This window comes from Streptomyces sp. NPDC015139 (assembly GCF_043079785.1).
Lineage (GTDB): Bacteria > Actinomycetota > Actinomycetes > Streptomycetales > Streptomycetaceae > Streptomyces > Streptomyces albidocamelliae.
The window spans coordinates 119,926-139,215 of sequence record NZ_JBIBUW010000006.1; the positions used below are offsets into that span (position 1 = coordinate 119,926).

Consider the following 19,290-nt stretch of genomic DNA (forward strand, 5'->3'; position numbering starts at 1 on the left):
CCCGAGACCGTGGCGCACAGGCCCGTTACGCCTGTGCGCTGTTGTCCTTGGACCGGGGCTTGGGCAGGGCGAGCCGGATCTCCTCCCGCAGTTCGTTGATCCTCGGGTAGCCGGCGTACTCCGCGGTCAGCCGGTACATCTCGCGCAGCCGGTCCCAGGTGCGCCGGGACGAGTTCGAGCCCATCGACATCAGCGCCAGCCGTGCGTAACGGTCGGCCTGCTCGGGGTCGTTGGCGATGAAGCAGGCCGACGCCATGGACAGATGGTCGAAGATCTTCGACCGCTCCCGTCCGTCCACGCGCAGGGCCAGGGCCTTCTCCGCGTAGTACTGGGCGTGCGTGGCCGCCGTCGGGTCGAACTCGGCCAGCGTGCGGTAGGCGAGGGCCTGCATGCCGTACAGGTCCTCGTCCTTGAAGGTCTGCATCCAGTCCGGTGGCTCCACGTCCTGCCGGTCGGAGACGAAGAGATCCTCCGCCCGGCCGAGAGTGCGGCGCATCGCCTGGCCCTTGCCCATCGACGCCTGCGCCCAGGCCTCGATGGTGTGGAACATCGCCTGTGTACGCGGCTGCAGGCGGTGGCCGGAGCCGGAGTGGGCGAGCTTCATCAGGTCCAGCGCGTCGTCCGGCCGGCCGAGGTGCACCATCTGGCGGGCCGCCCGCGACAGGGCCTCGCCGGCGCGCGGCCGGTCTCCCCCCTCGCGGGCGGCGTGGGCGGCGATGACGAAGTACTTCTGGGCCGTGGGCTCCAGGCCGACGTCGTGCGACATCCAGCCCGCGAGGACGGCGAGATTGGCGGCGACGCCCCACAGGCGCCGCTGGAGATGGGGTGGGTGGTGGTAGGCGAGCATGCCGCCCACCTCGTTCAGCTGGCCCACGACCGCCTTGCGCTGGAGCCCGCCTCCGCGGGCCGCGTCCCAGGCGCGGAACACCTCGACCGAACGCTCCAGTTCCTCGACCTCCTGCGATCCGATGGGGGCGGCCTCATAGCGGTCGAACCCAGCGGGGTCGGCGTGCAGGGGGTCGTCGAGGACGGGGGCGTCGGCCTTGAGGGCCGGGTCGGTGTGCAACCAGTCGTACATGGCGCTGCTGAGTGTGGATCCCGCGGCGAGCGCGGCACCCGCGCCCACCAAGCCGCGTCGGTTGAGCATGAGGTCCATTCCCGTGAATTCGGTGAGGACCGCGGCGGTCCGCTCGGGCGGCCACGGCACACCGTCGGGATGTTCCTCGATCCCGTCGCTCTGCCGTTTCCCCGCACGCCCGTGCCGTACCAGACCTAGGTCCTCGATGGTCACGACACGGCCGAGACGCTCGGTGAACAACGCCGCCAGCACCCGCGGCACGGGATCGCGCGGGATTTCTCCCGTGTCGATCCAACGCCGCACCCGGGAGGTGTCGGTCGACAGCTGGGGGTGGCCCATGGCCGCCGCCTGCCGGTTGACCAGTCTCGCGAGTTCACCCTTGGACCAGCCGGCCAGGCCGAACAGGTCCGCAAGGCGGGTGTTGGGTTGTCCGCTCACGTCAAGCCCCCAGGTTCTCGGCTGAGTTGACAGTAGCCCGCCGGAGGTTGCCGGGCGACTATTCGCCACGGTTCGCCAGGGTCCGCCAGATGGTGTGCCACTGGGCATCGGGTGTCAGGTAGGAATGCGCCACCCCGACCCGGTCGCCGCCCTCCCGACGGAGGGCGTACGGCGGTCCCCCAGCGGTTCCGCCAAGTGCGACGGGCACATTCCCCAGGGTGTTCCCGGGTGACCGGGCCGGGTTGTGCGCAAGGACTTACAGGCAGGCAACGCAGGCACACGAAGGGATCTGTATCTCCCATGTACGCAGCATCGTCCTCCGTGTCCGCCCCGCCCCGGCCGCTGCGCTCCCGCCCGGCGGGCGGCGGACCGTACCTCGACCCGGCGGTGCGGCCGGGCGGCCCCGTGCTCGGTGCGGGCCGGCCCCGGCGGGTGCCGGGCCAGCCCGGCTCCCAGCAGCTCAGCGGCAGACTGGATCTGTCCGGCCCCCAGGGCGCGCAGCTGCGCACCGCGATCGCCGCGGTGCACCGGATCTGTCCGGAGTTCGCGCCGGTGCAGGTGCTGAGGCGCAGCGGACGGTCCGTCCTGCTCGTCGGGACGACGGGGCGCAGCACGGCCGTCGCCAAGTGCCTGCTGGACCACTCGCCCGCCTGGGCCGAGCGGAGCCGCCACGAAATAGCGGTGTACCGCTCGTTCGTCCGGCACCGGCCTCCGGTCCGTGTGCCGAGGCTGATCGCGGCGGACCCGGACAACTGCACGCTGGTCATCGAGCGGACCCCCGGCCGGACGCTGGCACTTCAGCGGCATCCGCTGGAGGCCCCGCCCCGCGCGGACATCCGGGCCGCGCTCGGCGCCGTCTGCCGGGTGAACGCCTGGCGGCCCCCGGCGGGCACCTTCGACATGCCGCTGGACTACGCGGCCCGGATCTCCCGGTACCACGAACTGGGTCTGCTCACCGACCGGGACCTCGGCGATCTGCAGAAGCTGCTGCACGGCATCGCCCATGAGGTGGGCCGGCAGGGCATGCTCCAGTTCTGCCACGGCGACGCGCTGCTCTCGAACGTCCTGGTGTCACCGGCCGGTCCAGTGCTGGTGGACTGGGAGCACGCGGGCTGGTACCTGCCGGGCTACGACCTGGCCACGCTGTGGCTCGTCCTCGGGGACGCGCCGGTGGCCCGGCGGCAGATCAGCCAGATCGCCCAGTCGGCGGGTCCGGCCTCCCGGGACGCCTTCCTGGTGAACCTGATGCTGCTGCTCACCCGGGAGATCCGTACCTACGAGACGGCCGTGCAGCGTTCGATGCACGATACGGCCCCGGCGGCACCGGGCACGGCCCACCCGAGTGCTGCGCCGTCCGGCGAGGAACAGCGGCTGCTGCTCAGGCGGCTGCACGACGACTGCCAGATGGCCCGCCGGGCCGTCCGCGCGGCGGTCGGCACTCGCTGACGGGGACGACGGTTCCGCGGTGCGCCCGGAGCGGCGGCGCACCGCGGACCTTCGTGTGTCCGGGTCCGGCGCGAATCCGCGCGGGTACCGGCGAGGACCGGATCGCCGCGTCCACTGGTGTATGCCAGTGACGCTCCGCAGGCCCGGCCGCCGCCGCGACGAAACTCGCCGAGACCCGTCGTGACGTGGGAAATCGCTGTGCCGTAGGCATTATTGACGGATCGTCGGCAAGCGGGTAGCACTGACCCAGTTCGGCACCGCACGCCCCGCCACGCCCGCCCGTCACAGGAGGCCGCATTGCGAGGTCCCGCCACCGATCCCACGTCCACGCCCGGCCACAGACATCTGCGGCGGGCCGCCGGCCCGTTCGCCTCCGCGGCCCTGCTGCTGCCGCTGCTCGGCGCGGCACCGGCGCACGGCGCCACCGATTCCTCCGCCGACCGGTTGCAGCAGGCGTTCGCCACCGCCGCGGCCGACCACCACGTGCCGCAGAGCGTCCTGCTGGCCGTCTCCTATCTGCAGTCCCGCTGGGACGGGCACGGCGGGGCGCCCAGCGTCACCGGCGGGTACGGCCCCATGCACCTCACCGACGCCAGGGCCGCCGTGGCGACCACGGAGCACTTCACCGAGGGCACGGAGGACGCGCGGGGCGACACGGCACGCGCCGCCCGCCGGCCCCACGTCGAGGTGCCGGCCGAGTCGGCGGTGCCGGCCCGGCTGCGGACGCTGCGCAAGGCGGCGGAGCTGACCGGCATCCCGGCCGCGGACCTGCGCACCGACCCGGCCGCGAACGTGTCCGGCGGCGCCGCCCTGCTCGCCGCCGCGCAGAAGGAGCTCGGCGAGCCGCTGAGCGCCGACCCGGCGGACTGGTACGGGGCGGTGGCGCGCTTCTCGGGCGCCGACGACACGGCGACCGCCGCCGCGTACGCGGACGACGTGTACGACGTGCTGCGCTCGGGTGAGGAGCGCACCACGGACGACGGCCAGCAGGTCGCGCTGGCCGCCCGGCCGCGGCTGGTCCCCGACCGGGCCCAGCTGGGGCGGGCCGGGCTGCGCACCCTGCCGACGGACGGCGTCGAGTGCCCGAAGTCGGTGTCGTGCGAGTCGGTCCCGGCGCCCTACGCGCAGTTCGGGAACGACGACTACGGCAACCACGACCTGGGCGACCGCCCGGCGTCGCAGCGGATCAAGTACATCGTCGTCCATGACACGGAGGGCGCCTGGGACGGGGTGATGAACCTGATCCAGGACCCCACCTATGTGTCGTGGAACTACACCATCCGTTCCACCGACGGGCTGATCGCTCAGCACGTCAAGGCCAAGGACGTGGCCTGGCACGCGGGCAACTGGGACGTCAACGCCCGGTCCGTCGGCATCGAGCACGAGGGCTTTCTCGCCGACCCGGACGCCTGGTACACGGAGGCGATGTACCGGTCGTCGGCCCGGCTGGTGAAGTACCTCTCCCGGAAGTACGACATTCCGCTGGACCGGCAGCACATCCTGGGCCACGACAACGTGCCCGGGCCGACCACGTCCACCATCCCGGGGATGCACACGGACCCAGGCCCGTTCTGGGACTGGCGGCACTACTTCCAGCTGCTGGGCCACCCCTTCGAGCGGGCGGGCGGCAAGCGGTCCGGGCTGGTGACGATCCTGCCCGACTACGCGTCGAACCGGCCCGTCTACACGGGCTGCACCACCAAGGGCGAGCCCTGCACGGCGCACGGCTCCAGCGAGGTGCGGCTGTACTCGGACCACGACGTGAGCGCGCCCCTGATCAAGGACATCGGGCTGAAGACCGAGCCGACCGACGGGGTGAACGACCTGTCCTCACGGGTCTCCACCGGCCAGCAGTACGCGGTCGCCGACCGCTGGGGCGACTGGACGGCGATCTGGTACCTGGGGCAGAAGGCCTGGTTCCAGAACCCGCGCAAGGACCCGGCGGCGGTGTCCGCGAAGGGCCTGGTGGTGACCCCGAAGGACGGCCTGGCGAGCATCCCGGTCTACGGGCGCGCCTATCCGGAGAAGGAGGCCTACCCGGCGGGCGTCCCCGCCCAGTCGGTGGTGCCGCTGCCGTACTCGATCCCGGCCGGCCAGCGGTACGTGGTCGGTGACGAGATGCCGGGCGAGTACTACTACGCGGTCACCTTCACCACCGACTCGCACCGGGTCGTGGTGGGCGAGGACCTGTACTACGAGATCCAGTACGGCCACCGCGTCGGGTTCGTCCGGGCGGCGGACGTGACCTTGGAGGGCTCGGCCCGCTAGCGGGTCCGGTGTCTCAGCCCTGCTGGAAAAGCTCCGCCGGGAGCGGCTTCAGCAGGGCGTACAGGTCGTCGGTGATGGGGCGGTCCCAGGCGGCGATGGTCACGAGGACGCCGTCGCTGCGGTCGAACTGCACGCAGGAGATCCGGCTCTCGGACAGCTTCAGACGGCGCACGATGAGGAGGTTGTCGCCCTGGAGGACCGGCGTGTCCTCGGTCTCGACGACGGTGATCTCCTCGTCGTTCTCCAGGGCCAGCAGCAGCTGGCCCACCTCGAAGGGGATCTCGTCCTCGGCGACGTCGCGGGCCGGGGAGCCCTCCGGCAGGTTGCCGATGATCATCGCGGGGCCGCGGCCGCCGAACAGGTCGTAGCGCAGGAAGACGCCCTGGCAGGTGCCGTCTGGGGCGGGCAGCAGACCCGCGCCGAGGTTGCCCGGCCAGTCGCCCGGGTCCATGGCCAGCACGTCGAAGTCGGGTCCGGCGGGAGTGGCGCTGCGGCGGCGGAGGAACGACATGCGGCCATGGTACGTGCCCGGGCTCGGGTCGGTGACCTGCGGGCGCCGGGTGGCGCACCGGCGGGTGGCGGACGTCAGCCCAGGGGGCAGCTGGTGAGCAGGGTCGTCGCGTCCGCGCCGGCCGGCCGCGCCACCGTGTGGTCGGCGGGCGGGCGGCTGCCCGAGGTGATCCACCCTTCGAGGGCCGTGAACGCCGCGCGGTGGCAGGGCACGAGCGGGCGGAGCCGGCCGGGGAAGGCGTCGACCAGGGAGTCGGTGTGCGTGCCGTCCTCGATGCGGTAGTACCGCAGCAGGCCGCCGCGCCCGGACGCGTGAACCATGCGTGCGTAGACGTCGGAGTCCTCGCTGATCGGCAGGAGTACGTCGAGGGTGCCCTGGAGGGTGATCAGGGGTTTGCCGATGCGCCCGGTGAGGGCGATGCGGTCGACGGCGCGGTGGACGGCGGCCGGGCGGGCCGCGTAGTCGTAGTCGGCGTCGCAGGCGGGTGTGCCGGAGGCGCAGTACGGCGTGCCCGCCTCGGTGGCGCCGTCGTAGCCGGGGTCGACCTCCTCGCGGTAGATGCGCTGGGTGAGGTCCCAGTAGACCTGGTAGTGGTACGGCCACAGGAACTCGGAGCCGGCCGGGAAGCCCGCCCGCTGCAGGGCCGTCCGGGCCTCGGCGGCTCCGGGTCCGCCGGCGGCGTAGGCCGGGTAGTGGCGCAGCGCGGCCGGCAGGGAGGTCAGCAGGTTGGGGCCGTCGCCGCGCCAGAGGGTGCCCTCCCAGTCGACTCCGCCGTCGTACAGCTCGGGGTGGTTCTCCAGTTGCCAGCGCACGAGGTAGCCGCCGTTGGACATGCCGGTGGCGAGGGTGCGGGCCGGGGGCCGGTGGTAGCGCTGGGCGACGACGGCGCGGGCCGCGCGGGTGAGCTGGGTGAGGCGGGTGTTCCATTCGGCGATGGCGTCGCCGGGCCGGCGTCCGTCGCGGTGGAAGGCGGTGCCGGTGTTGCCCTTGTCGGTGGCGGCGTAGGCGTAGCCGCGGGCCAGCACCCAGTCGGCGATCGCGCGGTCGTTGGCGTACTGCTCGCGGTTGCCCGGGGTGCCGGCGACCACCAGGCCGCCGTTCCAGTGGTCGGGCAGCCGTACGACGAACTGGGAGTCGTGCTGCCAGCCGTGGTTGGTGTTGGTGGTGGAGGTGTCGGGGAAGTAGCCGTCGATCTGGATGCCGGGGACTCCGCTGGGCGTGGCCAGGTCCTTCGGGGTGAGGCCCGCGTAGTCGGCCGGGTCGGTGTGGCCGGAGGCCACGGTCCCGGCGGTGGTCAGCTCGTCCAGGCAGTCGGTCCGCTGGAGGGCGGCGCCGGGCACGCGGAGCCGCTCCTGGCCGGCGCAGTGGCCGGCCGGTGCCCCGGCTGCGGTGGGTGCCGCCGTGGCCGGGGTGACCAGGAGGGAGCAGGCGGCGGCGAGGGAGAGCGCGCCGAGCGCGGCACGCCGTGCCGGCCGTCCGAGTGGTGGGGTGCGGTGTGGGAGCATGCGGTGCCTCCGGCGGATCGGGTGTATGGGGACGCGCTGGAGGTTAGGGGCGTGGTGGTGGCGCCGGACATGTGTGGGGCCTCCATGATGGCGGCCCTCACAGCGTTGCCGGCCACCATGGCGACCCGTCGTCGGCTGACTTGCTGTCAGGGGCAGCCGCTGTCGGCGAGGGTGTAGTAGCCGGTGGGCGACTCCTTCAGGGTGTGGGTGACGAACGTGTTGTAGAGGCCCATGTTCTGGCGGGAGCCGACGGCGTAGGCGTAGCCGCCGCTGGTGGTGGCCCGTCCGGCCTGTACCTGGGCGTAGTTGCTCGCCGTCCAGCAGGCGGCGGTGCCGCCGTCGCCGGGGTCGGAGCCGCCCGGGTCGGTGGTGTCCAGGCCGAAGAAGCGGGCGATCCAGCGGCTGGAGCAGATGGAGTCGGGGAAGTAGGGGGCGCCGGTGGCACCGCACTGCTCGGTGCCGGTGCCGGGGTCGACCGGGGTGCCGTGGCCGATGCCGGGGACGCGGTCGACCTCGACGGCGACCGTGCCGTCGGCGGCCAGGTACTGGTCCTGCCGGGTGGCGTCCGATCCGATCGTGCGGGTGCGGGTGGGGGTCTGGGAGAGTCCGTGCAGGGCCGTCCACTGGTCGCGCAGTTCGGTGGCGTTGCGTGGTGCGACGGTGGTGTCCTGGTCGCCGTACCAGATGGCGGTGCGCGGCCAGGGTCCCTGGTACGACGGGTGGGCGTCACGTACGCGCCGGGCCCACGCGTCGGGGGTCAGGTCGACGCCGGGATTCATGCAGAGGTAGGGGCTGTTGTCCCTGGTGCAGTCGTAGGGCAGGCCGGCGACGACCGCGCCGGCGGTGAAGACGTCGGGGTAGGTGGCGAGCATGACCGAGGTCATGGCGCCGCCCGCGGACAGGCCGGTGACGTAGACCCGTCGGGGATCGGCGCCGTAGGCGGTGACGGCCTGACCCACCATCTGCCGGACGGAGAGGGCCTCGCCCTGGTCGCGCCGGTTGTCGGTGCTCTGGAACCAGTTGAAGCATTTGTTCGCGTTGTTGGCGGTGGTGGTCTCGGCGAGCACCAGCAGGAACCCGTCCTGGTCGGCGAGTTGCGGGAGCCCGGAGTTGTCGGCGTACACCTGGGCGCTCTGGGTGCAGCCGTGCAGGGCCACGACCACCGGTGGGTGCGCGGTGAGGGACGCGGGCCGGTACACGTACATGGTGAGGGCGCCCGGGTTGGACCCGAAGCCGCTCACCCGGGTGAGGGTGACGGAGGCGTGTGCCGTGGGCAGGGGGCCGGCGAGGGCGGTGCCGAGGACGACGGCCACGACGGCCAGGAGACGGGCCAGGAGGCGTCGCGGGCGGCGGGTGGATCGCCCGGGCGCGGTCGTCGGGGTGAGGGCTTCGCGGTGGGCTGCGGGTGGTGCCTTCGACGCGGAGGGCGGGCGCATGGCGGCTCCTTCGGTGGGCGCACGGTCCCGGCCGCTCCGGCGCGGGGGCGCCTGGAGCACCGGGCGTGGCGGAACCGTAGGTTCCCGCAGGGGGTGCCGCCATGGCGTGCGGCACCACAGCCACGGCCGGGCCGGTCGACTCCGGACGCATTGCGGGGTGCCGTGCGCTCTGCTACCGCCCGGCCCGGCCTCACTCCTCGGGCGCCCCCGGCGGCACCACCGCGACCGGGCTCGCCGCGTGCAGCAGCACGGCCTGGGTGACCGAGCCCATCATGCGGGCCGGGGCGAGCAGCCGTCGCCGGTGCCGGCCGACGACGACCAGCTCGGCGTCCTTGGAGGCGGCGACGAGGAGGCCCGCCGCGTCGCCGGGGAGCGCCTGCACGTCGGCACGGACCTCGGGGCGCCGCTTTCGGTGCGGGGCGAGGAAGCCCTCGGCGAGGGCACGGGTCTCGTTCTCGATCGCGTCCCGGTCGACCGGGGGCGGCACGAGCTGGCCGGGGGCGGACCACGTCTGCACCGGCCACGGGTAGGCGGCGATCACCTGGACCCGGGCGCCCCGCAGGGCGGCCTCGGTGAACGCGAAGGTGAGGACGGCGTCGTCGGGACTGTCGGCGTGCAGGCCCACGACCACCCGGGGCCCCGGCTCCTCGGCTTTGTCCCCGTGCACCTCACGGCCGGGTGCGGGGACGACGACCACCGGGCACTCGGCGTCCCGTGCGACGGCGAGGCCGTTGGAGCCGAGCAGCAGGCTGGCGAAGCCGCCGCGGCCCCGCGAGCCGAGGACCAGCAGCTCGGCATCCAGGCCGAGTTCGGGCAGGACGGCGCCCGGTACGCCCTCCAGGGCGACGTACTCGACGGCCGGCTCCCGCACGCGGCCCGCGAGCCGGGCGCGTACCTCGTCGAGCACCGGATCGCCCTCGGCCTCCGGTGGTGCGGCGACCAGCACGTCGGCCTGGCCCCAGGCGGCGTACTGCCGTACGTGCACCACCCGCAGCGGTGCCGCGCGGCGGCCGGCGGTCTCCAGGGCCCACTCCAGGGCCCGCAGGCTGTCCTCGGAACCGTCGACCGCGGCGATGACCGGCGCAGTGCTCATCCTTGCCCACCTCCGGAACACGACCTTCCCCTTGCTGGGGCCAGCCTCGCTCAGGCGTGGCCCCGGCAGGGCGCTGTCGGTCGCGTGTCCGGAAATCCGGCCGGAACACCCCTCGCTCAGGTCAGATCGAACTCGCCCTCACGCGCGCCGGAGACGAAGGCACCCCATTCGGCGGGGGTGAAGATCAGGGAAGGGCCTCCCGGACGGCCGCTGTTCCGCATGGCGATGAAGCCTTCGACGAAGGCGATCTGGACATCCCCCAGACCTCGGCTGCTGGACTGCCAGTCGGCCCTGCTGAGATCCAGCTCCGGCTTGTCCCAGCCTGTGAGCGGCTGCTGCTGGATGGTGCTCTCGGCCACGTCCGTGCTCCTCCCGGTTCGTCGTCCGCGGTCAGCCTAGCGACCGCTCTCGACGGCCGACAGGCCACGTTCCGGGGACCTTTCAGGAATCGGGGGGCTCGGATCCCACCAGCCACATGGAGAAGAACTGCGAGCCTCCGCCGTAGGCGTGGCCGAGCACCCTGCGCGCGCCGTCCACTTGGTGCGCCCCGGCCCGACCGCGGACCTGGAGGGCGGCCTCGGCGAAGCGGATCATCCCGGAGGCGCCGATGGGGTTGGTGGACAGCACGCCGCCCGACATGTTGACGGGCAGGTCGCCGTCGAGTGCGGTCACGCCGGACTCGGTGAGCTTCCAGCCCTCGCCCTCCTCCGCGAACCCGAGGTTCTCCAGCCACATGGGCTCGTACCAGGAGAAGGGCACGTACATCTCGACGGCGTCGATGTCCCGGCGCGGGTCGGTGATGCCGGCCTGCCGGTAGACGTCGGCGGCGCAGTCCTTGCCGGCCTGCGGGGAGACGAAGTCCTTGCCGGCGAACAGGGTGGGCTCGCTGCGCATGGCGCCGCCGAGCAGCCAGGCGGGCGGGCGGGGCGCCCGGGCGGCTCCGGCACCGTCGGTGAGGACCATGGCGCAGGCGCCGTCCGAGGACGGGCAGGTCTCGGAGTAGCGGATCGGGTCCCACAGCATGGGCGAGGCCTGGACCTTCTCCAGGGTGATGTCGTGTTCGTGGAGATGGGCCCAGGGGTTCTTGAGCGCGTTGCGCCGGTCCTTGTAGGCGACGAGGGAGCCGACGGTGTCGGGGGCGCCGCTGCGCCGCATGTACGCGCGCACGTGCGGGGCGAAGAATCCGCCGGCGCCGGCGAGCAGGGGCTGCTGGAAGGGGATGGGCAGGGACAGCCCCCACATGGCGTTCGACTCGGACTGTTTTTCGAAGGCGAGGGTGAGGACCGTGCCGTGGACGCGGGCGGCGACGAGGTTCGCGGCGACGAGCGCGGTGGACCCGCCGACGGAGCCGGCGGTGTGCACCCGCAGCATGGGTTTGCCGACCGCGCCGAGGGCGTCGGCGAGGTACAGCTCGGGCATCATCACGCCCTCGAAGAAGTCGGGCGCCTTGCCGATGACCACCGCGTCGACGTCGGCCCACGTCAACGCGGCGTCCTCCAGGGCACGGTGGGCGGCCTCGCGGACGAGTCCGGCGATCGACACGTCGCGGCGTGCCGCCACGTGCTTGGTCTGGCCGACGCCGGTGACGGCCACGGGTTCCTTGCTCATCGCGGATCCCCTTCGAGTACGGCGACCAGGTTCTGCTGGAGGCAGGGGCCTGAGGTGGCGTGGGCGAGGGCGCGGTCGGACTCGCCGCGGTGGACGGCGGCCGCGGCCTCGCCGATGCGCAGGAGCCCGGCGGCCATCACCGGGTTGGCGGCGAGCGCTCCGCCCGAGGGGTTGACGCGTACGTCGTCACCGAGGCGGAGGGCCTTGCGCAGGACGACCTCCTGCGAGGTGAACGGCGCGTGCAACTCGGCTGTGTCGACCGGTCGTTCGAAGGCCCCGGCGTGTTCCGCGGCCAGCCGGGCGGACGGCGAGTCGGTCAGGTCGCGGACGCCGAGCGCGTGGGCCTCGATGCGGTGGTCGATGCCCCGGATCCAGGCGGGACGCTCGCACAGTTCCCGGGCCTTCTCCCCCGCCGCGAGGACGACCGCCGCGGCGCCGTCGCCGATGGGCGGGCAGTCGCCGGTGCGCAGGGGCCGTACGACGTAGTCGCCCTGCGGGACACGGCCCTTGAGCTGGGCGTGGGGGTTGGCGCCCGCGTCGGCCCGGCTGCGGGCGCCGACGGCGGCGAGGGCGGGCTCGTCGGTGTGCCCGGCGTCGATGAGGGCCTGTGCCTGGAGGGCGGCGAGGGCCACGGCGTCGGGCCACAGGGGGGCGACGTAGTAGGGGTCGAGCTGGCGGGTCAGCACGTCACGGACCGAGCCGGGTGAGCACTTGCCGTAGGAGTACACGAGCGCGGTGTCGGCCTCCCCGGTGAGGAGCTTGGTCCAGGCCTCGTACAGCGCCCAGGCGCCGTCCATCTCGACGTGCGACTCGGAGATGGGCGGCCAGGCGCCCACCCCGTCGAGGGCGAGGGTGAAGGAGAAGGCCCGGCCGGCGAGGTAGTCGCTGGACCCGGAGCAGGTGAAGCCGATGTCGGCGGTCTTCAGTCCGGTCCGGTCCAGGACCTCGTGCAGGACCGGCAGGAGCATCTCGACCTCGGAGGACTCCTCGGTGGAGCGCCGGTGGTCGGTCTGGGCGAACGCGACGACGGCGATGTCCCGGGCGGCGCGGTGGTCGCTGGTCACAGCAGCTCCTTGTACGTCTCGTAGTCCGCGTCGGGCTCGCCGGTGGGCCGGTAGTGGTCGGGGTGGCGGGCGCCCTCGGTCCACACCGGTTCCACGCGCAGGCCCATGCGGACCTGGTCGTAGGGGATGCCGCCGATCCGGGCGTGCAGGGCGAGGTCGGCGCCGTCGAGGGCGATGTGTGCGTAGACGTAGGGCACGTCGATGTCGAGGTTCTTCGCCTTGATGTTGACGATGCAGTAGGTGGTGACCGTGCCGCGGGGGCCCACCTCCACCTGTTCGTGCGTGGCGAGTCCGCAGGTGGGGCAGGCGCCCCTGGGCGGGACGTACACCTTGCGGCAGGACGGGCAGCGTTCGCCGACGGTGCGCCGCCGGGCCAGGGCGCCGATGTAGGCGGTCTGGGCGCGGCCGGGCGAGTAGGTGTAGTCGAGGCGGGCGGGTGCGACGATCCCGGTGAGCGGGTCCGCGAAGACGCCGGAGTGCGTGCCGGGCCGCACGGGTTCGCCCTCGTACGGCTCGAAGCAGGCGATGTCGGTGATGGCGCCGGTGCGCTCGGCGGCCCAGCGGACGCGGACCCGCATGCCGGTGCGGACGGCGTCGGGGCCGGGGGCGTCGAGGGCGTGCAGCAGGGCGGTGTCGGCGCCGTCGAGCCGGACCAGGACCCAGGCGAACGGGGTGGCGAGGGGCTGGCCGCGGCGGGGTTCGTGGTTCCAGGCCCAGGTGGTGACGGTGCCCGTGGGGGCGACCTCCACCAGGTCGCGGAGTTCGTCGGCGGTGACGGGGTCGTACTCGACGGGCGGTACGAGGACACGGTCGTCGGTGGTGCGCACGCCGAGCACGACGCCTTCGCGCAGACCGGTGAGGAAGGCGCTCTGGACGGGGCCGAGGGAGCGGGTGAAGGGGAACTCGACGACGAGTGGAGCTTTGAGGACTTCGGGCATCGGGTGGCTCCTCGGGTCAGGCGCGCTTGTAGACGGGGGGCCGCTTCTCGGCGAACGCGCGGGCCCCTTCCTTGGCGTCGGCGGTGTCGAAGACGGGCCAGCCGCGGGCGAGTTCGGCGGCGAGCCCGTCGGCCTCCGTCATCTCGGCGGTCTCGTAGACGGACGCCTTGACGGCCTCCACGGCGAGCGGGCCGCAGGCGTTGATCAGCTCGGCGATCCGGAGGGCCTCGGCGAGCGCGGTGCCGTCGGGCACCACATGGCCGATCAGGCCGATGTCCGCGGCCTCCCGGGCGCTGTACGGCCGGCCGGTGAGCAGCATCTCCAGGGCGTGGGTGCGGGGGATCTGGCGCTGCAGCCGGACGGTGGAGCCGCCGATGGGGAAGAGTCCGCGCCGGACCTCGAAGAGGCCGAAGGTCGCGGACTCGCCGGCGACCCTGATGTCCGTACCCTGGAGGATCTCGGTGCCACCGGCGACGCAGTGTCCCTCGACGGCGGCGATGACCGGTTTGCGGGGGCGGTGGTGACGCAGCATCGCCTTCCAGTGCAGGTCGGGGTCGGCCTTGAGCCGGTCGCGGTGGTGCTCCCCCTGCATGCCGTCGCCGGCCAGCGCCTTCAGGTCCATTCCGGCGCAGAAGGCGGCGCCGGCCCCCGTGAGCACGATCGAGCGGATCGCGTCGTCCTCGTCGGCCTCGATCCAGCCGTCGTACAGGCCGACGAGCATCGGGAGCGAGAGCGCGTTCCTTGCGTCGGGCCTGTTCAGCGTGAGCACCAGTGTGGCGCCCTCGCGCCGCACGGTGAGGTGTTCCGTCCCGCCCATGGGCCATCTCCCCTCGGTGAGAACGAGAACAGGTTGCAGGAGGCGGGGGACCACTTCAAGGGTTTTCTGACAGTCAGTCAGATTTATTGGTGCGGGGCCTTCCCAGTTGCGGTCCCCTTTGCTCTGATGACCGGCGAACCGACGGATGCGCCTTTCTTGTCCGGGCTGCCGGGGTCAGGAGGAGCGGTGGAGTACAACCTTGCCGATCTGTTCGAGTCGGTCGTCGACGTGGTCCCGGACCGCGAGGCGCTCGTGTACCTCGACCACCCCGGCACGGGCGCGGAGCGCCGGCTGACCTACGCGGAGCTGGACGCCGCCGCCAACCGCGTCGCGCACCACCTCACGGACAGCGGCCTGCGGCCCGGGGAGCACCTCGGTCTGCACCTGTACAACGGGGTCGAGTACCTGCAGACGGTACTGGCCTGCCTCAAGGCCCGGATCGTCCCGGTCAACGTCAACTACCGGTACGTCGAGGAGGAGTTGGTCTACCTCTACCGGGACGCCGACCTCGTCGCGCTGGTCTTCGACGCGGAGTTCGAGGAGCGGGTGGCTGGCGCGCTGCCGCGCACTCCGGACCTGCGGCACCTGGTGCGCGTCGGCACGGGTGAGGCCCGGGTGCCCGGCGCGGCGCCCTTCGCCGACGCGGAGGCCGCCGGCTCGCCCGGGCGGGGCTTCCCGGCGCGGTCGGGGGACGACCAGTTCATCATCTACACGGGCGGCACCACGGGCATGCCCAAGGGGGTGATGTGGCGTCAGGAGGACCTGTTCTTCGCCGGGCTGGGGGGCGGGGCGCCGACCGGGGAGCCGGTGAAGACACCGGAGGAGCTGGCCCGGCGGGTGGCCGCGGGCGGCTCCGGGATCACCTTCTTCCCCACTCCCCCGCTGATGCACGGCACGTCGACCCTCACCGCGTTCATCGGGTTCAACTTCGGCCAGCGCGTCGTCCTGCACCGCAAGTTCGTGCCGGAGGAGGTGCTGCGGACCGTCGAACGGGAGAAGGTCACCAGCGTGTCCCTGGTCGGGGACGCGATGCTGCGGCCGCTGATCGACGCGCTGAACGGGCCGATGAAGGGCACCGACTGCTCCGCCCTGTTCAGCGTGTCCTCGTCGGGCGCCATCATGTCGGAGACGGTCCGCCGGCAGTTCCGTGAGCTGGTGCCGAGCGCCCTGCTGCTGAACAACTTCGGGTCCTCCGAGTCCGGTTTCAACGGGACGGCGACCGACGACTCCGGACCCGAGCGCGGCTTCCGCATCCGGGTCAACTCCCGCACGCTGGTGGTGGATCCGGCCACGCACGAGCCGGTCGCCGTCGGCGAGGTCGGCCGGGTCGCCCAGTGCGGCAACGTCCCGCTTGGCTACTACAACGACCCGCGGAAAACCGCCGAGACCTTCTTCGAGAAGGACGGGCGGCGCTGGGTCCTGCTGGGCGACATGGCGACGGTCGACGCGGACGGCGTGGTCACCGTGCTCGGCCGGGGCTCGCAGTGCATCAACACCGGGGGCGAGAAGGTGTACCCCGAGGAGATCGAGCAGGCGCTCAAGGCGCATCCGGACGTGTACGACGCGCTGGTCGCGGGCGTGCCGGACGCCACGTGGGGCAACCACGTGGCCGCCGTGGTACAGCTGCGCGAGGGAGCGCCTCGGCCGTCACTGGCGGACATCCAGAGCCACTGCCGTACCCGGCTGGCCGGGTACAAGATCCCCCGCCAGCTGGTGATCACCGAGCTGGTCCAGCGGTCACCGAGCGGCAAGGCGGACTACCGATGGGCACGGGAGGTGGCGGTCGCGGCCGACCTCCGGTAGCCGCGGAAACCGCCCCGCGGACCGCCGGCCGGGGTCAGCGGTCGAGGAAGTCCTCCAGGACGGCCAGGAAGTCCTCCGGTCGGCTCTCGTGCACCAGGTGACCGGCGTCGACGGTCACCAGCCGGGCGTCCGGGATCAGCTCCGCGAGGAGCGCCACCTGGTCCTGCGGGACGAGGCTGGTGGGACCGCCCCCGATCACCAGCGCCGGCATGGTGATCCGGTCCATGTGGTCCCACCACACCGGGTCGGGCGCGTTGCGCTGAGCGTCGGTCGCCCGCACCATCGCCCAGTCGAACGGCAGTTCACCGCCGGGGTGTTCGGCGGGCGGCCGGGGCGGGTCGAGCGGTACCGGGGCGCACACGTCCTCCAGCACCAGGCGCCGTACGGCCGCGGGGTGGCGCTGGGCCAGCAGGTACGCGACGAGGCCGCCCAGGGAGTGGCCGACGACGTCGGCCGTGCCGATTCCCAGGGCGGTCATGAGGGCACGGACGTCCTCGCTCATCGTCTCGGCCGTGTAGTCCCCGGCCCGGCCGCTGTGTCCGTGGCCGCGCAGGTCGGGGGCGTACACGCGGCGCGGTCGCGGTGGCGCCGCGAGCCGTTCGGCGATCCGCGTCCAGTCCGCGCCGTCGGCGCCCCGGCAGTGCAGCAGGACGACGGGCGCTGCGTCCGCCGGCCCCCAGGCGCGGCAGGCCAGCGTGATCCCGTTCGCCTCGACGGCGTACGGCGGCGCGGTGTCCATGCCGGCCAGGCTAGTCGTGCGGTCGGTGGCGTGGCGTCCGCTCTGCCGACGGCGGAGCGGCGGGCGCGGGCCCGTCCAGGAAGGCGAGGACGCGGGCGCGGAAGTGTTCCGGGTCGTCGAGCCAGGGGTAGTGGGCGGCGCCGGGCTGGACGGTCGTCTCGGCGTCCGGGAAGGCCCGCGCGGCCCGGCGGGCGAGGTCGGGGCGTGGTCCGCCGTCGAGTTCGCCCGCGTACACGAGGACCGGGGCGGTCAGTCCGGCCAGGGCGGCGCGGGTCTCGTCCGGGGTGAAGGCGCCGTCGGCGAAGTAGCGCTCCCCGGCCTCCTCGTTGGTCTGCGTCAGCTCGGCGTCCGTGTGGGCCCGTGCGGTGTCGTCCCAGCGGCCGTGGAAGAACGGCAGGAAGACGTCGTCGAACCCGGCCTCGCCCGCGAGCCAGGCCCGGAAGGCGGGGAAGGCGTCCGCGAACCACGGTTCGCCCTTGCGCAGTTCCGCCGCCACCAGCCGGTCCTCGGGGGTGGCCCGCAGGCCCAGGGCGGACGGGTTGGGGGTGATCAGCACGAGCCGCCGGATCCGGTGCGGCCGGCGGGCCGCGTAGAGCATGGCGAGAGCGGCGCCCGCCGAGTGGGCCAGCAGGTCCATGTGCTCCAGCCCCATGTGGGCGCGCCACAGCTCCACGTCCTCGACCATCCGGTCGCAGCGGTAGGTCTCGGGGTCCGCCGGCACCGCGGAGTCGCCCGTCCCCCGCAGGTCCAGCAGGGCCAGCCGGCGGTGCGCGGTCAGCCCACCCAGGTCGCCGAGGTAGGCGGAGGCACGCATGGGGCCGCCGGGCAGCACCGCGAGGGGTTCGCCCTCGCCGCGCAGGTGGTAGGCGAGCCGGGTGCCGTCGGTCGTCAGGAAGGTGGGCATGCCGCCGATCATCCGGGGCGGTGCCGTAAGCCGGCAACGCCTTTCCCTAAAACGAGGCGACGCGGCGGTCAGGGTGCCTGGTCGCGGAAGCGGTCGCGCAGGTCGCGCTTGAGGATCTTCCCGCTGGCGTTGCGCGGCAACTCGGGCACGAACAGCACCTTCTTGGGCGCCTTGAAGGCGGTGAGCCGCTCCTTCACATGGGTGATCAGCTGGTCCTCGGTCACCTCGCCGCGCGCGACGACGACCGCGGTGACGGCCTCGATCCACCGCTCGTCGGGCAGACCGATCACGGCGGCCTCGGCGACCGCCTCATGGGTGTACAGGGCGTCCTCGACCTGACGTGAGGCGACCAGCACGCCACCGGAGTTGATGACGTCCTTCACCCGGTCGACGATCGTGAGGTAGCCGTCGGCGTCGCGCACCGCGAGGTCGCCGGAGTGGAACCAGCCGTCCCGGAAGGCGTCGGCCGTCTCCTCGGGCCTGTCCCAGTAGCCCTCGCACAACTGCGGTGACCGGTAGACGACTTCGCCCGGCGTGCCGTCGGGCACGTCCGCGCCGTCGTCGTCGACCACCCGGGCGTCCACGAACAGCACGGTCCGGCCGCACGAGTCCAGCCGGCCCTCGTGCTCGCCGGGGCCGAGTACGGTGGCGAGCGGGCCGATCTCGCTCTGGCCGAAGCAGTTGTAGAAGGCGAGCTTCGGCAGGCGTTCCCGCAGCCGCTCCAGCACGGGCACCGGCATGATGGAGGCGCCGTAGTAGGCCTTGCGCAGGCCGCCGAGGTCGCGGGTGTCGAAGTCGGGCCGGCTCGCCAGGCCGATCCACACGGTCGGCGGTGCGAACAGGCTGTCCACGCGGCCGGATTCGATCAGGTCGAAGAGCCGGTCGCCGTCGGGCGCGTCCAGGAGGATGCTGGTCGCGCCGACGGCGAGATAGGGCAGCAGGAACACGTGCATCTGCGCCGAGTGGTACAGCGGCAGCGCGTGCACCGGCCGGTCCCCGGCGCTCAGGTCGAGGGCCGTGATGGCGCTCAGGTACTCGTGCACGAGGGCCCGGTGGGTCATCATCGCGCCCTTGGGCCGGGCGGTGGTGCCGGAGGTGTAGAGCAGCTGCACCAGGTCCTCGGTGCGCGGCTCGGGCCCGTCGTACGGCGCTGTGTCCGGCAGCCGGGCGAGCAGGGAGTCCTCGCTGTCCCGCAGCGGCAACCGCCGCACCCCGTCCGGAAGCCGTGCCGCGAGGCCCGGGTCGGTGAGCACGAGCGAGCTGCCGGACTGGCCGACGAGGTAGGCGAGGTCCTCGCCGGTGAGGTTCTGGTTGACCGGCACATGGACCAGGCCCGCGCGGGCGCAGGCGAGGAACCCGATCAGATAGGCGTCGGAGTTGTGGCCGTAGGCGCCGACGCGGTCGCCGGGCACGAGGCCCTCGGCGAGCAGCAGGGCGGCCGCGCGGGAGACGGCGTCGTCGAGTTCCTCGTAGGTCCATCTGCGCGTGCCGTACTCCACCGCGACGCGCGCCGGGGTGCGCCGGGCGCTGCGTCGCAGGACCCCGTCGACCGTGCTGCCGTGTCCCTGCATCATGACAGCCGATCCTCGGCCCACCGGCCGTACCGGTCAAGGACCGGGCCCCGGCGTTCGGGCCGGTCGCG

At 73.1% G+C, this 19,290-nt stretch carries 16 protein-coding genes; 3 read left to right on the plus strand and 13 right to left on the minus strand.

The genetic code is table 11. The annotated features are described in order from the left end of the window. Positions 1-25 precede the first annotated feature (25 nt). Positions 26-1,516, minus strand: a complete 1,491-nt coding sequence (locus tag ACF08B_RS18140) for a hypothetical protein (protein WP_093479711.1) — start codon at positions 1,514-1,516, stop codon at positions 26-28. 300 nt (positions 1,517-1,816) lie between these two features. On the opposite strand from ACF08B_RS18140, the gene ACF08B_RS18145 reads away from it, so the two are divergent. Both ACF08B_RS18145 and ACF08B_RS18150 read left to right on the plus strand, forming a co-directional pair. Continuing rightward, positions 1,817-2,962 carry an aminoglycoside phosphotransferase family protein gene (locus ACF08B_RS18145; RefSeq protein ID WP_392318245.1) on the plus strand — a complete coding sequence of 382 codons (1,146 nt, stop codon included), beginning with the start codon at positions 1,817-1,819 and terminating at the stop codon, positions 2,960-2,962. Positions 2,963-3,259: 297 nt separating this feature from the next. After that, positions 3,260-5,230: an N-acetylmuramoyl-L-alanine amidase gene (locus tag ACF08B_RS18150; protein WP_392318246.1), complete on the plus strand. Its 1,971-nt coding sequence runs from the start codon at positions 3,260-3,262 to the stop codon at positions 5,228-5,230. A gap of 13 nt (positions 5,231-5,243) precedes the next feature. Here the strand turns inward: ACF08B_RS18150 and ACF08B_RS18155 are convergent, their stop codons facing one another. The 9 genes from ACF08B_RS18155 to ACF08B_RS18195 all read right to left on the minus strand — a co-directional run bounded on the left by ACF08B_RS18155 (position 5,244) and on the right by ACF08B_RS18195 (position 14,202). Beyond that, entirely contained in the window at positions 5,244-5,741 is a 498-nt protein-coding gene (locus ACF08B_RS18155; RefSeq protein ID WP_093479708.1) for a hypothetical protein, read from the minus strand. 74 nt (positions 5,742-5,815) lie between these two features. Then, positions 5,816-7,246, minus strand: coding sequence for a 3-hydroxybutyrate oligomer hydrolase family protein (locus ACF08B_RS18160; RefSeq protein WP_392318247.1), 1,431 nt, complete (start codon positions 7,244-7,246; stop codon positions 5,816-5,818). Positions 7,247-7,392: 146 nt separating this feature from the next. Then, the gene (locus ACF08B_RS18165) at positions 7,393-8,682 is read right to left on the minus strand and encodes an alpha/beta hydrolase family esterase (protein ID WP_392318248.1); all 1,290 of its coding nucleotides are present in this window, start codon (positions 8,680-8,682) and stop codon (positions 7,393-7,395) included. Between the two features lie 190 nt (positions 8,683-8,872). After that, positions 8,873-9,775, minus strand: a complete 903-nt coding sequence (locus tag ACF08B_RS18170) for a universal stress protein (RefSeq protein ID WP_392318249.1) — start codon at positions 9,773-9,775, stop codon at positions 8,873-8,875. 116 nt (positions 9,776-9,891) lie between these two features. Beyond that, on the minus strand, positions 9,892-10,134 hold the full coding sequence (locus tag ACF08B_RS18175) for a DUF397 domain-containing protein (RefSeq protein WP_093479704.1): 243 nt from the start codon (positions 10,132-10,134) through the stop codon (positions 9,892-9,894). Positions 10,135-10,216: 82 nt separating this feature from the next. Next, on the minus strand, positions 10,217-11,383 hold the full coding sequence (locus ACF08B_RS18180) for a thiolase domain-containing protein (protein WP_392318250.1): 1,167 nt from the start codon (positions 11,381-11,383) through the stop codon (positions 10,217-10,219). Beyond that, positions 11,380-12,447, minus strand: a complete 1,068-nt coding sequence (locus ACF08B_RS18185; protein ID WP_392318251.1) for a thiolase domain-containing protein — start codon at positions 12,445-12,447, stop codon at positions 11,380-11,382. The genes ACF08B_RS18180 and ACF08B_RS18185 overlap by 4 nt, the downstream gene beginning before the upstream one ends. After that, positions 12,444-13,385, minus strand: coding sequence for a Zn-ribbon domain-containing OB-fold protein (locus tag ACF08B_RS18190; RefSeq protein WP_392318252.1), 942 nt, complete (start codon positions 13,383-13,385; stop codon positions 12,444-12,446). The genes ACF08B_RS18185 and ACF08B_RS18190 overlap by 4 nt, the downstream gene beginning before the upstream one ends. Before the next feature lie 16 nt (positions 13,386-13,401). Further along, the gene (locus tag ACF08B_RS18195) at positions 13,402-14,202 is read right to left on the minus strand and encodes a crotonase/enoyl-CoA hydratase family protein (RefSeq protein ID WP_392318253.1); all 801 of its coding nucleotides are present in this window, start codon (positions 14,200-14,202) and stop codon (positions 13,402-13,404) included. Between the two features lie 186 nt (positions 14,203-14,388). On the opposite strand from ACF08B_RS18195, the gene ACF08B_RS18200 reads away from it, so the two are divergent. Next, positions 14,389-16,005 (plus strand): acyl-CoA synthetase, encoded by a 1,617-nt coding sequence (locus tag ACF08B_RS18200; protein ID WP_392318254.1) that lies wholly within the window; start codon positions 14,389-14,391, stop codon positions 16,003-16,005. A 34-nt stretch (positions 16,006-16,039) separates the two neighbouring features. Here ACF08B_RS18200 and ACF08B_RS18205 read toward each other — a convergent pair whose 3' ends face one another. The 3 genes from ACF08B_RS18205 to ACF08B_RS18215 all read right to left on the minus strand — a co-directional run bounded on the left by ACF08B_RS18205 (position 16,040) and on the right by ACF08B_RS18215 (position 19,222). After that, positions 16,040-16,744, minus strand: a complete 705-nt coding sequence (locus ACF08B_RS18205; protein WP_392318255.1) for an alpha/beta fold hydrolase — start codon at positions 16,742-16,744, stop codon at positions 16,040-16,042. Positions 16,745-16,754: 10 nt separating this feature from the next. Then, positions 16,755-17,648 (minus strand): alpha/beta fold hydrolase, encoded by an 894-nt coding sequence (locus ACF08B_RS18210; RefSeq protein ID WP_392318256.1) that lies wholly within the window; start codon positions 17,646-17,648, stop codon positions 16,755-16,757. A 68-nt stretch (positions 17,649-17,716) separates the two neighbouring features. Further along, positions 17,717-19,222, minus strand: a complete 1,506-nt coding sequence (locus ACF08B_RS18215; protein WP_392318257.1) for an acyl-CoA synthetase — start codon at positions 19,220-19,222, stop codon at positions 17,717-17,719. Between the last annotated feature and the right edge of the window lie 68 nt (positions 19,223-19,290).